Genomic DNA, 13,565 nt, shown 5'->3' with positions numbered 1-13,565 from the left:
GGCATCACCCTCATACAATGCAAGCAGATTTACACTCAGCCTCCGCGCCGGATAATGACTGGCGCGCGCGGGCTGCCTGGCTGACCGCCGCGCTGAACCGTCACAATCACGCCTATTACGTACTGGATGATCCCAGTGTCCCCGACGCCGAATACGACAAGCTGTTTCAGGAATTGCAGGCACTGGAAGCCGCACATCCGGAACTGCAGGGCAGCGACTCACCGACTCAGCGCGTCGGCGGCAAGCCGTTGCCGCAGTTTGAACAGGTGCGACACTCGATCCCGATGCTGTCGCTCGGCAATGGTTTCGATGACGACGATATCGTCGCCTTCGACAAGCGCGTCAGTGACGCTCTGGGTTTGGTGCCTGAAGTGGACTACGCCTGCGAGCTGAAATTCGACGGCCTCGCCATCAATCTGCGCTATGAAGATGGCGTGCTGGTCGAGGCCGCCACGCGCGGCGACGGCAGCACGGGTGAAAATGTCACGGCCAATATCCGTACCATCAGAGCCATTCCCTTGCGCCTGCATGGCGACCGGGTTCCGCGGGTGCTGGACGTGCGCGGCGAAGTATTGATGTACAAAGATGACTTTGCGCGACTCAACCAGCGTCAGCGCGACGCCGGCCTGAAAGAATTCGCCAATCCGCGCAACGCTGCCGCCGGCAGTTTGCGGCAACTGGATTCGCGCATTACCGCGCAACGCGCGTTGCGGTTTTTTGCATATGGCATCGGCATGCTGGAAGGAGTCGACATGCCGCCGTCGCATTCGGCCTTGCTGGATTGGTATATGGCGCTGGGTTTGCCGGTATGCAAGGAGCGCGCAGTGGTGACCGGCGCCGCCGGTTTGCTGGAATTCTTCCGCGATATCGGCGTGCGGCGCAGTCAGTTGCCCTACGAGATCGATGGCGTGGTGTACAAGGTTAATCGTCTCGATCAGCAATTGCAGTTGGGCTTTGTGTCGCGTGCGCCGCGCTTTGCGCTGGCACATAAATTCCCGGCACAGGAAGCGCTGACTGTGGTGCAAGAGATTGAAGTGCAGGTCGGGCGAACCGGCGCCATCACGCCGGTGGCGCGGCTGGCGCCGGTGTTTGTGGGCGGCGTCACCGTCACCAATGCCACCTTGCATAACGAAGATGAAGTGCGGCGCAAGGATATCCGCATCGGTGATACCGTGATCGTACGCCGTGCCGGCGATGTGATCCCGGAAGTCGTGGCCTGTGTGCCGGAATCGCGTCCGGCCGATGCGCGTGAATTCGTGATGCCGGTGGCTTGCCCGGTGTGCGGTTCCGAGATCGTGCGGCTGGAAGACGAAAGCATTGCCCGCTGCTCCGGTGGCTGGATCAAATGTTCGGCGCAACGCAAGGGCGGCTTGCAGCATTTTGCCTCGCGTCGCGCGATGGATATCGAAGGCCTCGGCGATCAACTGATCGAGCAACTGGTCGACAAGCAAGTCATCACCACCCCGGCTGATTTGTATCGCCTGGGTCTGACAGCATTGGCCGAGCTGGATCGCATGGCCGAAAAATCGGCGCAGAATGTATTGGCGGCACTGGAGAAATCGAAGTCGACCACGCTGGCACGGTTCATTTATGGCCTTGGCATTCGCCACGTCGGTGAAGCCACGGCCAAAGAGCTGGCGCGTCACTTCGGCAATCTGGATGCCTTGCTGGCGGCTACCGAAGAGCAATTGCTGGAAGTTGCCGATATCGGCCCGGTGGTGGCGCGTTCGGTACTGGCATTTTTTACCGATCCGCTGAACCTGGAACTGGTCGAGCAATTGCGTGCGGCCGGCATTCACTGGGATGAAGGCGCGGGTGTTGAAATCAAGCCACGGCCGTTGCTGGGCAATATTTTCGTGTTGACCGGCACCTTGCCGACCTTGTCGCGGGATGAGGCGGCGCAAATGATTGAAGCGGCCGGTGGTAAAGTGTCCGGCTCGGTATCGAAAAAAACCACGTATGTCGTCGCCGGCAGTGATGCCGGCAGCAAGCTGGCCAAGGCCGAATCGCTTGGTGTCAGCATACTCGACGAGGCGGGCCTGCTGGCGCTGTTGCACACAGCGGGCATGGATGCCGCACCGGCAACTGACGATGTTGCCATTGAAACTTCCGATTTGGAGAAACCATGATCAAGAAAATCAAGAAAGCAGTCTTTCCTGTTGCCGGTCTGGGCAGCCGCTTTTTGCCGGCCACCAAGGCACAGCCGAAGGAAATGCTGCCCATCGTGGACAAGCCCCTGATCCACTATGCGGTCGAAGAAGCGGTCGCGGCCGGCATTACCGAAATGGTGTTCATCACCGGCCGCAACAAGCGTGCGATTGAAGATCACTTCGACAAGGCCTACGAGCTGGAAGCGGAACTGGAAGCGGCCGGCAAGCAACAATTGCTGGATATCGTGCAAAACGTGATTCCCAAGAATGTCACCTGTATTTTCATTCGTCAGTCGGCGCCGCTGGGACTGGGGCATGCCGTGTTGTGCGCACGTCCAGTAGTCGGTGAAGAGCCGTTCGCGGTGTTGCTGGCCGACGATTTCATGGACGTCGCGACCGGCGTCAAGCCGGTGATGGCGCAGATGACCGACGTCTATGAACGCGAAGGCATGAGTCTGCTGGCAGTGCAGGATGTGCCGCGCAGCGAAACCAAGCAGTACGGTATCGTCAGTGCCACCGCGTACCAGCAAGATCTGGAGCGGGTCAATGCCATCGTGGAAAAACCGAAGCCGGAAGAAGCGCCTTCGACCCTGGCAGTGGTTGGCCGTTATGTATTGAATAACCGGATTTTCGATTATCTGGAAAATCTGGGACGCGGCGCCGGCGGTGAAATCCAATTGACCGACGGCATCGCGGCCTTGATGCAGGCCGAGTCGGTACTGGCCTATCGCTATCAGGGGCAGCGTTACGACTGCGGTTCCAAGCTCGGTTACCTGAAGGCGACCGTGGCCATGGGCCTCAAGCATGCTGAAACCGGTCCGGCGTTTACTGAATATCTGCGCCAGCTGGAAGGCGTGTATTCCAAATAAGTCCAAACAAGTGCGCGGCCGGTCCGGTCTTGCGCATGAGAGGGGTTGAACTGAAATGGCAATAAGAGAAATCCTGCGCATGGGCGATCCGCGCCTGTTGCGTCAGGCCGAACCAGTGGTGCAGTTCGCTACGGCAGAACTGGAAACCCTGATCGCGGATATGTTCGAGACCATGCGGGCCGTCAATGGCGCCGGTCTGGCCGCGCCGCAAATTGGCGTCAACCTGCAACTGGTGATTTTCGGATTCAAGAAAAACGAACGTTACCCGGATGCGCCGGCAGTGCCGGAAACCGTCTTGATCAATCCGACGCTGACGCCTTTATCGGATGATATGGAAGAGGGCTGGGAAGGTTGCCTGTCAGTGCCGGGACTGCGTGGCGTGGTGCCGCGCTGGAGTCGTCTGCATTACGATGGCTGCGACCAGTTCGGCAATCGCATCGACCGTACCGTTGATGGTTTTCATGCGCGCGTGGTGCAGCATGAATGCGATCACTTGCAGGGGATTTTGTACCCGATGCGGATCAAGGATTTCACGCGTTTCGGGTTTACCGATATCTTGTTTCCGGATCTCGATCCGGCCGACGACGACTGACACGCTTCAGATATGAAAAATGCTCATGATTCACATCATGAGCATTTTTTTTCGGGCGCTGATGCCAACTGCCATCAGCATCCCTTGCATCAAGCCTTTGCTTCGGCGTCCGCTTCGGCCACGCGGCCGGCAATATGCGCCAGCGCTTCTTCGATCTGGTCGATCAGGATCAGGCACAAGTCGCCTTTCTTGAGCGAGGCCAGTGCGGTATCGATCGCCAGGAATTCGCCGTGGACTTCCTTGGTTTCGCTGGTGCGACGCGCATTCGCCAGGCCTTGGCGCAACAGCGCCAGCACCTCGCCGTCGGCGCGTCCGCGCTGGCATTGATCCTGATACAGCACGACTTCATCAAAGGCATCGCCAAGGATTTCGGTTTGTTGCCGGATATCGATATCGCGGCGGTCGCCGGCGCCGCTGATGACGACCGAGCGGCGTTGCGCCGGAATGCTTTCGACGGCGTTGACCAGTGCCTGAATCGCATCCGGATTGTGGCCGTAGTCGGCAATCAGCGTGGCGCCGCGATAGTCGAACATGTTGAAGCGTCCGGGTGCGGTATCGGCATCGCTGACGAAATTGCGCAAGCCGGCACGAATCACATTCCAGTCCAGATTCAGGGCCCACACGGCGGCAACCGACGCCATGGTGTTTTCTACCTGAAAGCCGATGGTGCCGTTGCGCGTCAATGGAATCTCGGACAGCTCCAGGCGATGTTCCTGATCGCCCTGGGCGGCGACGATGGCATCACCGTCGCGATACACCACGCGATGTCCCTGCGCCCGTTGCGTCGCCATGAGCGGGTGTTGGGCATCGAGTGCGAAGAAGGTCACGCTGCCGGGGCACGAGGTGGCCATGCTGGCGACCATCGGGTCGGCGGCATTGAGGACGGCGACGCCGCTTGGCGCGACGTTTTCCACGATCACGCGTTTGACGACGGCCAGATCTTCCACGGTGCTGATGTAGCTCAGACCGAGGTGATCGCCCATGCCGATATTGGTGACTACTGCCACGCTGCAGCGATCAAAGCCGAGGCCTTCACGCAGCACGCCACCGCGCGCCGTTTCCAGCACGGCGGCATCGACGTCGGGATGGAACAGCACATTGCGGGCGCTGCGGGGGCCGCTGCAATCGCCGGTATCAATGCGTTGCTTGTCGATGTAGACGCCGTCGGTATTGGTCATGCCGACGCGCAAACCGTTTTGCGCCAGCAAATGCGTGATCAGGCGGACGGTGGTGGTCTTGCCGTTGGTGCCGGCCACTGCCACTACCGGAATGCGGGCATCGTCGCCATCGCCGAACATGGTGGCGATGATGGCGTCGCCGACCGCGCGGCCTTTGCCGTAAGAAGGGCTTAGGTGCATGCGCAGGCCGGGGGCGGCGTTGACTTCGACGATGCCGCCTTCCTGTTCTTCCAGCGGCTTGTGTACGCTGTTGCAGACAATGTCGACGCCGCAGATGTCGAGGCCTACCATCTGTGCTGCGGCGACTGCGCGCGCGGCCAGTTCCGGGTGGACATCATCGGTGACGTCGGTAGCGGTGCCGCCGGTGCTCAGATTGGCATTGTTGCGCAAGATGATGCGCGCGCCTTGTGGCGGGATCGAATTGGCGTCGTAGTCTTGCTTGGCCAGTGTGGCCAGCGCGATGTCATCGAAGCGGATCTTGGTCAGCGAGGTCGCGTGCCCGTCGCCGCGCAAAGGATCGCTGTTGACTTGCTCCACCAGTTGGTGGATGGAGTGGACGCCATCGCCGATGACTTGCGGCGGATCGCGGCGGGCGGCAGCGATCAGGTTCTTGCCGATCACCAGCAGGCGATAGTCATGCCCCGGCAAATAACGTTCGACGATGATTTCGTCACTGATCTTGACGGCCACATTGAAGGCCAGCGTGATCTGTTCGTGCGAGCTGATGTTGACCGCCACGCCTTTGCCCTGATTGCCGTCACGCGGCTTGATCACGACCGGCGCATCGATTTCCTGCGCTGCGGCCCAGGCATCTTCCACCGTGGTGACGACGCGGCCGTTCGGTACCGGCACGCCGGCTGCATGCAGCAGCATCTTGGTCAATTCTTTATCTTGCGCAATCGATTCGGCGATGGCGCTGGTATTGCTGGTTTCCGCCGCCTGAATACGTTTCTGACGGCTGCCCCAGCCGAACTGCACCATGCTGCCGTCGGTCAGGCGACGATACGGGATGCCGCGCGCCAGTGCCGCAGCCACAATGGAGCCGGTGCTGGGACCGAGCCGCACATCTTCATCGAGTTCCCGCAAACGGGTCAGGGCATCGGCCAGATCGAACGGCGTGTCTTCGGCTGCCGCCTTGCACAGTGCCTGCGCCAGATCGAACGCGAGGCGACCGACGGCTTCTTCACTGTATTCAACGATGACCTGATAGACGCCGACATCGACCGTCGGCACGGTGCGGCCGAAGGTGACCGGGCAGCCGGCCTGCGATTGCAAACCGAGCACGGCCGCTTCCAGTGCGTGCGCCATGGAAACCGTCTTGGCTTCGCCGGCGGCATGCAAAAAGCCGATTTGTGGAAAACGGGCGCGCAGACGGACTTCGAAGCCGTCGATGGCGTCAATGGTGCGTTCCTCGGGGGTGCAGGAAACGATGGCTTCCACCGCCGTATTTCTGCTCCACAGGTTGGGACCGCGCAAAACGCGAATTCGTGATACGTCCATCAGCGTGTTTTCCTGAATGTCTCGTAGGCCTTCAAGGCCTGTTGTAAAGGGCGTTGCATAGCATGTTCAAAGCGGATCAGACAGTGTGCGGCTTGCGTTTCTTGCCTTGTTCTTCGGCTTGCTCGGTGCCGAACAATTCGATGCCGGCGCGAATCAGGTCAGCCGAAATGCCGAGCGCCCAGGCAGCACCGACTGCGGCCAGCACGTTTTCAATCTGGAACGTGACTGAACCGCCCACGGTCAGCGGAATCGCTGCCACGGTGCTGACTTTGGTTTCCTTGTCGCCGCAGGCCTGAATCACCGCGCCGTCGCGCAGGAATACGGCACGCTTGCCCTGGCGCAGATGTTCCTGCAGTACCGGTGTCTCAGCGTCGATACCGAAGAAAATCACTTCGCCATCGCACAGGGATGCCATATCGGCGACCAGCGGATCATCGGCATTGAGCACGGCGACGCCGTCCGGCAGCACGACGTCAACCTGGGTGCGCTTGACCTTGGTGGCCATTTCTTCGGCGTTGTTGATGTAATACTCGGGCAGGCTGTCAGCCGGATCGATATTGGCCACCACGCCGACCTGGCAGCGGTCATAGGCCAGGCCTTCAGACAGGATGGAGACGCTGCCGTTTTCGAACACGGCGGCTTCCACCGCGCGATTGAGCAAGACCCGGTGCGCTGCATGCCAGTTGGCGCGATTGCCTTTTTCCACTTGCCGCTGACCGAAGTACAGGCCATCGCCGCAAGCCAGACCGACATGTTTGCCGCTCAGATGAATGATGCGCGCCACCAGCCGGGCAATCGTGGTTTTGCCGTGGGTGCCGGTAATGCCGACGATAGGGATGCGGCCGGTGTCTTCCGGCTTGAACAGATGATTGACGATGGCCTGGCCGACCGGACGCGGTTTGCCTTCCGATGGTTTCAGATGCATCAGCAGGCCGGGACCGGCGTTGACTTCCACGATGGCGGCGCGCTGTTCTGCCAGCGGACGCGAAATATCTTCGGCCACCAGATCGACACCGGCAATATCGAGACCGACCACGCGGGCCGCCAGCGATGCAGTGGCTGCCACGCTTGGATGGACCAGATCGGTGACGTCGATGGCGACATTGCCGTTGCGCAGCAGCAGCACTTTGCGACCGGCAGCAGGAATCGCCTCGGCGCTCAGGCCCTGACGTTCCAGTTCCAGCCGGGCTGCCGGTTCACGTTCCAGAATCACCGGGTTGAGCGGGTGTTCTTCGAGGTCGCCACGGCGCGGGTCGGTGTTGAGGACATCAATCAGTTGCGATACCGTGGATTTGCCGTCGCCGATCACGAAAATCGGTTCGCCACGGGCGGCGGCGGCCAGTTTGCCGCCGACGATCAGCAAGCGGTGTTCATTGCCGCGAATGAAGCGTTCCACCAGTACGCTGCTGCCTTCTTCCAGTGCGGCTGCGTAGGCGGTCTGCACTTCGGCGCGGGTATTGAGATCGATGAAGACGCCGCGACCGTGGTTGGCATCGGACGGTTTGACCACCACCGGCAAGCCGATGTCTTCGGCGGCTTCCCAGGCGTCGTCGGCGCTGTCGACCAGGCGGCCTTCAGGAATGGCGACGCCGCAGGATTGCAGCAGCGTCTTGGTGAGGTCTTTGTCGCGCGAAATGCTTTCGGCGATGGCGCTGGTCTGGTCGCTTTCGGCGGTCCAGATGCGGCGTTGATTGATACCGTGGCCGAGCTGGACCAGATTGCCCTCGGACAGACGGATCGACGGAATCCGGCGTTCATCGGCGGCATCCACGATACAGGCGGTGCTGGGGCCGAGGCACAGCGAATCGACCATGTCGCGCAGCGTTTCCACGGTTGCCGCCACATCGTAGGGGCGGTCGTCGATGGCGGCCAGCACCAGATCGCGTGCCGCGTGCAGTGCGGCGCGGGTAACCTGTTCGTGGCGTGCCCGCACGACCACTTTGTAGACCCCGCGCACCGAGGTTTCGCGCGCCTTGCCGAAGCCGCCCGGCAAGCCGGCCAGATTTTGCAGTTCCAGCGTGACGTGTTCCAGAATGTGGCCGGGCCAGGTACCTTCCTTGAGCCGTTGCAGGAAGCCGCCACGTTCGCCGTAGCTGCAGCGGTGTTCGACCAGTGACGGCAGCCAGCTGGTAAGGCGATCATTGAATCCGGGCAATATGTTGGAGGGGAAATCTTCCAGTTCACCGATGTCGATCCACACTTCCAGTGCTGACCGGTATGTCCATATATTAGGTCCGTGCAGTGGCAATATACGGAGGAATTCAATGTTTTTCATGTGTGAGCAGCAATGCTGGCGATGACGTTGTCGATACGGGGCGATACAAACATGAATAACGCATTAGCGGTGAATTGGTTTACCGTGCGGTGAAAAAGCCATGAGCGGCGCTGAAGTGACAGTTTCATCGTTTGTTGCAAATCCGCCATGGGCTCCGGAGGCGGGCGCTGCAACTGCGTTTTACAAGTCTGTCAGGGTTGTCAGGAAAAAGTAATGATATTGTCGCAGACTGTAAAAAAGATTGCATGTAAATAATGAAAACGCAGGCTCTATATATAGCGGGAGAAAGCGGCGCATTGCGCGACTGCGCCAAAAATGCCGGCGCCCCGGATTTTTTGCGCCGGCAGCCGGCCGAACCTTGTCAGCGCAGCAAGTCCTTGCGATATAATACGCGCGGCATGGATGCCGGGCTTGCACAGGCATTCACATCCCGTCCGTCAAGGACATACATGCCGTTCAGATGACTACAGAATCCCTTTTATTGCCTTTAGCCAATGTGCCTGCACAGTGGCGTCAAGATGTCGAATTGCTGCTGACCGCCGATGAAAAGGTGATTGCCTGGCTGGAACTCGATCTCGATGTGTCACTGCATTTCAGTCGTGGCCTGGTGCTGGCGACTGACCGCCGCTTGCTGGCCCGCATGGCCGGCGACGAAGGCTGGCAAGCCTGGTCGTATGCTGCCGCGCTGGTATTGACGCACCATGACCACGCCGGGGTCGGCAGTCTGGAGCTGGCAGACGGTCAGCGCCGGCTGGCGATCTGGCGCTATACGTTGGCACAGAATCCGCAAGCCCTGCGGCTGATCAATCTGTTCGAGCAGCAGCGCGACGCGCTGGTCTCGGGGCGTACCGAACAGCAGGAAGAGGCGGATGTCTGCCCGCAGTGCAAGGCGCCGATTCCGCAAGGACAAGAGACTTGCGCCATTTGTCCGGAGGTCAAGGAGGCGCCGCCGTCGACCTGGGCACTGTTCCGTCTGGCACGCTTTGCCAAACCATACAAGGGTTCGCTGTTGCTGGGCTTCCTGCTGACGCTGGCGTCTACCGCTGCGACGCTGGTGCCGCCGTACATGACGATGCCGCTGATGGATAACGTGCTGATCCCGTTTCAGAACGGCGCCCCCATCAATTCTCATCTGGCCATGCTGTATCTGAGCGGCTTGCTGGGGTCGGCGATGGTGGCGTGGGTGCTGGGATGGGCCCGGACTTATATTCTGGCGCTGGTCAGCGAACGCATCGGTGCCGACTTGCGTACCACCACCTACGAGCATTTGCTCAGGCTGTCGCAGGAATACTTCGGCGGCAAGCGCACCGGTGACCTGATGGCCCGCATCGGTTCTGAAACCGACCGCATCTGCGTATTCCTGTCATTGCATTTGCTCGATTTCGCGATCGACGTGCTGATGATCATCATGACCGCGGCGATCCTGATTTCGATCAATCCTTGGCTGGCGCTGGTGACCTTGCTGCCATTGCCGTTCATCGCCTGGATGATCCACGTGGTGCGCGACCGTCTGCGCCATGGCTTCGAAAAAATCGACCGCATCTGGTCGGAGGTGACCAATGTGCTGGCCGATACCATTCCCGGCATTCGCGTGGTCAAGGCGTTTGCGCAGGAAAAACGCGAAGCGGCGCGCTTCAAGGAAGCCAATCGCCATAATCTGGTGGTCAATGATCGCGTCAACAAGATCTGGTCGCTGTTTACGCCAACCGTCACCATGCTGACCGAAGTCGGGTTGCTGGTGGTATGGGCGTTCGGTATCTGGCAAGTCTCCAACAATCAGATTACGGTTGGTGTGCTGACCGCCTTTCTGGCCTACATCAGCCGCTTTTACACACGTCTTGATTCGATGAGCCGGATTGTGTCGGTGACGCAAAAGGCTGCCGCCGGCGCCAAGCGCATTTTCGATATTCTGGATCACGTTTCCAGCGTGCCGGAACCAGCCAATCCGGTACATCTTCCGGCGGTCAAAGGCGCCATCGAATTGCGCAACATCGGTTTCCGTTACGGCAACCGCGCGGTCATGCGCGGCGTTGATCTGACGATTGCCCCGGGCGAGATGATCGGTCTGGTCGGCCACAGCGGTTCCGGCAAGAGCACCATGGTCAATCTGATCTGTCGTTTCTATGATGTCTCGGAAGGCGCAATCAGGCTGGACGGTGTCGATATCCGCTCGCTGCCGATTGCCGAATATCGCCGCAATATCGGGCTGGTATTGCAGGAGCCATTCCTGTTTTTCGGCACGATTGCCGAGAACATCGCCTATGGCAAACCGGAAGCCACGCGCGAAGAAATCATCGCCGCCGCCCGTGCCGCCCACGCGCACGAATTCATTTTGCGCTTGCCGCAAGGTTATGACTCACTGGTCGGCGAGCGCGGTCAGGCTTTGTCCGGTGGTGAGCGTCAGCGCATTTCGATTGCGCGTGCATTGCTGATTGATCCGCGCATTCTGATCATGGATGAGGCGACATCGTCGGTCGATACCACGACCGAGAAAGAAATCCAGAAGGCGCTTGATAATCTGGTCAAGGGCCGTACCACGATTGCGATTGCCCACCGCTTGTCGACCTTGCGCAAGGCTGATCGTCTGGTGGTATTGGATCGCGGTCAGGTGGTGGAAGTCGGTCATCATGAAGAGCTGATGGCAAAGCAGGGGGCTTACTATCGCCTGTATCAGGCACAGGCCCGCAATCCTGACGGCGAAGCGGTGATCAGCGACGGCGATAAAGAAGGAGGCGAGTGATGAGTGCAGTCATGCAGGCATTCCAATTGCATCGCAATGAATTCGGGCGGCTGGTATTCGTGGCCGCCGACGGTACGCAGGATGAAGGGGTGGTGCCGGTGCGGGCGTTTCCGATCAGTGCTCCGGAACATGGCGTGGCACTGGTCAGTGCCGATGGTCGCGAGCTGGTATGGATCGATGACTGGTCCGGCATTGCCGCTGCCACCAAAATCCTGATCAAGGAAGAATTGGCCAGCCGTGAATTCGTGCCGGAAATCAGCCGCATCCGGGGCGTCTCGACTTACGCCACGCCGACCGTCTGGGAAGTGGATACCAATCGCGGCGCCGTGGCATTTACGCTCAAGGCCGAGGAAGACATCCGGCGCTTGCCGAACTCGGCATTGCTGATTGCGGATAATCATGGCATTCAATTCCTGATCCGGGATAGCAAGGCGCTGGATAAGGTCAGCCGCAAAATACTGGATCGCTTCTTGTAATCAGCGGCGGTCCGTTTCCTGCAAGCGCCTACTCCTCGGTGGGCCAGGATTCTTCATTTGACACCGGACTGCCTTCCTTGTTGATAGAAGGCGGCGTCGGTTGATGCGGCAGCTCTGCTGCCGGTCAGGTGGAGGTCGTCTCTTTCGGGCCAGTCTCTCCGCATTCTTGGGTATAGAAATAAATCGAGAAAAATCCTTTTTGTCGCGACAAAGCGATGAGGGTGTTTTCCTGCGTGCAACAATTCCTTTCCTTGTTGATTGCCCAGCGGCTTATTTCCATGCCCCATTCATCGAATGATTCCCGGTTTTTGCCCGGTCCGCACGCGCCGCTGATCGGCATGCCAGTGGTGGTGCCATTGCGCGATCTTGTTGACAGTGCGCTCAACACGGTCATAGAACGAGCTGCCGCCGAGGCCCGGCTCGCTGCCGGTACTTTGGGGCGATGCGGTGATTACGCGCTGGTCGGCGCACGCGTGTTGAGTGTGCTGCTGGATCGTCCTTACGTGGCGGTTGCCGGCGGCGAAATCATCGATTGCGGCGGGGGCCGGTATATCGTCCTGTTCCCGTCGAGGAAGGCTCGTCGTCATGCCCGCAAGTTATCTGACCTCAAGGATTATCACTGCTGGATTCAGGCCGAGCACGGCTTGCCGCAGGGAGGTACGCGGCTGGAGCAGGTCGACTTTACGGTGCGTCACAACCGGCAGGTGGCCGGCGTATTCGGGGTGCCGTACCTCGCTGCGGATCAGGATTATTTGTGGGAATGGCAGGACGTTATTGTGCCGGTGCCGGCAGAGGTGCGACTGCAATTGTCGGCGAACGGCAATGGCGGTGACTGGATGTGGTGTGATGCAGTGTGCATGCGATTGCTGCACAAGTACGCGCAGGAGCATGAAACCTTATTGCAGCAGCTGACCGCCGATGTTCTGAATCAACTGGCCGACATGATCGATGCCCGCAGCGCGCCCGGCACGCTGCTGTGCGGCAAACTCAGAACTGTTCGTCAGGTCGCAGATAGCGCCATTGGCCGGTTGGCAAGTCGCCCAGCTTGACGTTGCCGATACGCACGCGTTTCAGGCCGACCACCCGCAAGCCCACGGCTTCGCACATGCGGCGAATCTGACGTTTCTTTCCTTCGCGCAGCGTGAAACTCAGCTGGTCTTCATTTTGCCAGCGCACCTTGGCCGGCTTGAGTGCCTTGCCGTCGAGTGACAGTCCGTGGTTGAGACGTTTCAAGTCGCTCTCCGGCAACTTGCCCGGCTTCGAATATTCCACGCGCACCAGATACTCCTTGTCGACGCTCGAATCTTCGCCGATCAGATGCTTGGCAATGCGGCCATCCTGCGTCAATACCAGCAAGCCAACCGAATCGATGTCGAGTCGTCCGGCCGGTACCAGGCTGCGCAACTGGGTCGGATGAAAGACGGTGTCGACCTTGTCTTCGCTCCAGCGGGTGGCGGCTTCCACCAGCGCGACCGCCGGTTTGTAACCATCTTCGGCCTGGCCGCTGACGTAACCCATGGGCTTGTTGATCAGAATCGTGACGCGTTTCGATTGTTCGGCGGCGGCTTGCCGCTCGACGGTGACTTTCTGATGCGGCAAGACTTTGCTGCCAAGGATGGCGACCACCACGCCGTCCACGCGCACCCAGCCTTTTTCGATCCACTCATCGGCTTCGCGGCGGGAGCACAATCCGAGTTCGGACATGCGTTTGGAAAGGCGTACTGGTTCTGTCATGATGAAATTAAAACGAATAAATAGGTGATGCCTGAGCGGGGCAGAAATGCA

General features: G+C 59.7%; 10 protein-coding genes. 6 read left to right on the top strand and 4 right to left on the bottom strand.

The genetic code is table 11. The features are described 5' to 3' along the window. Positions 1–17: 17 nt before the first annotated feature. Genes ligA through def form a run of 3 tightly spaced genes read left to right on the top strand, consistent with a single transcriptional unit; the run spans position 18 to position 3,611 of the window. Positions 18–2,129 (top strand): NAD-dependent DNA ligase LigA, encoded by a 2,112-nt coding sequence (ligA, locus tag AKL27_RS10310; protein WP_050462728.1) that lies wholly within the window; start codon positions 18–20, stop codon positions 2,127–2,129. After that, positions 2,126–3,019 carry a UTP--glucose-1-phosphate uridylyltransferase GalU gene (galU, locus tag AKL27_RS10305; protein WP_050462727.1) on the top strand — a complete coding sequence of 298 codons (894 nt, stop codon included), beginning with the start codon at positions 2,126–2,128 and terminating at the stop codon, positions 3,017–3,019. Before ligA ends, galU begins: the two co-directional genes overlap by 4 nt. 55 nt (positions 3,020–3,074) lie before the next feature. Then, positions 3,075–3,611 carry a peptide deformylase gene (gene def / locus AKL27_RS10300; protein WP_050462726.1) on the top strand — a complete coding sequence of 179 codons (537 nt, stop codon included), beginning with the start codon at positions 3,075–3,077 and terminating at the stop codon, positions 3,609–3,611. 89 nt (positions 3,612–3,700) lie between these two features. Here the strand turns inward: def and cphA are convergent, their stop codons facing one another. From cphA to AKL27_RS28125, 3 genes are all read right to left on the bottom strand, one after another. Continuing rightward, positions 3,701–6,289: a cyanophycin synthetase gene (gene cphA, locus AKL27_RS10295; protein WP_050462725.1), complete on the bottom strand. Its 2,589-nt coding sequence runs from the start codon at positions 6,287–6,289 to the stop codon at positions 3,701–3,703. Between the two features lie 76 nt (positions 6,290–6,365). Continuing rightward, positions 6,366–8,564, bottom strand: a complete 2,199-nt coding sequence (locus tag AKL27_RS10290) for a cyanophycin synthetase (protein ID WP_050462724.1) — start codon at positions 8,562–8,564, stop codon at positions 6,366–6,368. Then, the gene (locus AKL27_RS28125) at positions 8,561–8,713 is read right to left on the bottom strand and encodes a hypothetical protein (protein ID WP_198155936.1); all 153 of its coding nucleotides are present in this window, start codon (positions 8,711–8,713) and stop codon (positions 8,561–8,563) included. The genes AKL27_RS10290 and AKL27_RS28125 overlap by 4 nt, the downstream gene beginning before the upstream one ends. Positions 8,714–9,024: 311 nt before the next feature. Between AKL27_RS28125 and AKL27_RS10285 the strand changes: the two genes are divergently transcribed. The 3 genes from AKL27_RS10285 to AKL27_RS10275 all read left to right on the top strand — a co-directional run bounded on the left by AKL27_RS10285 (position 9,025) and on the right by AKL27_RS10275 (position 12,829). After that, entirely contained in the window at positions 9,025–11,304 is a 2,280-nt protein-coding gene (locus tag AKL27_RS10285; protein WP_050462723.1) for a cyanophycin metabolism-associated ABC transporter, read from the top strand. After that, positions 11,304–11,780 carry a cyanophycin metabolism-associated DUF1854 family protein gene (locus AKL27_RS10280; RefSeq protein WP_050462722.1) on the top strand — a complete coding sequence of 159 codons (477 nt, stop codon included), beginning with the start codon at positions 11,304–11,306 and terminating at the stop codon, positions 11,778–11,780. Before AKL27_RS10285 ends, AKL27_RS10280 begins: the two co-directional genes overlap by 1 nt. Before the next feature lie 278 nt (positions 11,781–12,058). Then, positions 12,059–12,829, top strand: coding sequence for a hypothetical protein (locus tag AKL27_RS10275; protein WP_198155935.1), 771 nt, complete (start codon positions 12,059–12,061; stop codon positions 12,827–12,829). Here AKL27_RS10275 and AKL27_RS10270 read toward each other — a convergent pair. Beyond that, positions 12,768–13,514 carry a pseudouridine synthase gene (locus AKL27_RS10270; RefSeq protein WP_050462721.1) on the bottom strand — a complete coding sequence of 249 codons (747 nt, stop codon included), beginning with the start codon at positions 13,512–13,514 and terminating at the stop codon, positions 12,768–12,770. The genes AKL27_RS10275 and AKL27_RS10270 overlap by 62 nt on opposite strands. Positions 13,515–13,565 lie beyond the last annotated feature (51 nt).

Source organism: Herbaspirillum autotrophicum (genome assembly GCF_001189915.1).
In the GTDB taxonomy this organism is placed as follows: Bacteria; Pseudomonadota; Gammaproteobacteria; order Burkholderiales; family Burkholderiaceae_D; genus Herbaspirillum; species Herbaspirillum autotrophicum.
The sequence above is the reverse complement of the archived record's forward strand: the minus strand, read 5'-3'. Positions and strand labels throughout refer to the sequence as shown.

Coding starts and splice junctions, on each gene's coding strand:
- ligA (WP_050462728.1), top strand. CDS start 18: ATGCAAGCAGATTTACACTCAGCCTCCGCGCCGGATAATGACTGGCGC.
- galU (WP_050462727.1), top strand. CDS start 2,126: ATGATCAAGAAAATCAAGAAAGCAGTCTTTCCTGTTGCCGGTCTGGGC.
- def (WP_050462726.1), top strand. CDS start 3,075: ATGGCAATAAGAGAAATCCTGCGCATGGGCGATCCGCGCCTGTTGCGT.
- cphA (WP_050462725.1), bottom strand. CDS start 6,289: ATGGACGTATCACGAATTCGCGTTTTGCGCGGTCCCAACCTGTGGAGC.
- AKL27_RS10290 (WP_050462724.1), bottom strand. CDS start 8,564: ATGAAAAACATTGAATTCCTCCGTATATTGCCACTGCACGGACCTAAT.
- AKL27_RS28125 (WP_198155936.1), bottom strand. CDS start 8,713: ATGGCGGATTTGCAACAAACGATGAAACTGTCACTTCAGCGCCGCTCA.
- AKL27_RS10285 (WP_050462723.1), top strand. CDS start 9,025: ATGACTACAGAATCCCTTTTATTGCCTTTAGCCAATGTGCCTGCACAG.
- AKL27_RS10280 (WP_050462722.1), top strand. CDS start 11,304: ATGAGTGCAGTCATGCAGGCATTCCAATTGCATCGCAATGAATTCGGG.
- AKL27_RS10275 (WP_198155935.1), top strand. CDS start 12,059: ATGCCCCATTCATCGAATGATTCCCGGTTTTTGCCCGGTCCGCACGCG.
- AKL27_RS10270 (WP_050462721.1), bottom strand. CDS start 13,514: ATGACAGAACCAGTACGCCTTTCCAAACGCATGTCCGAACTCGGATTG.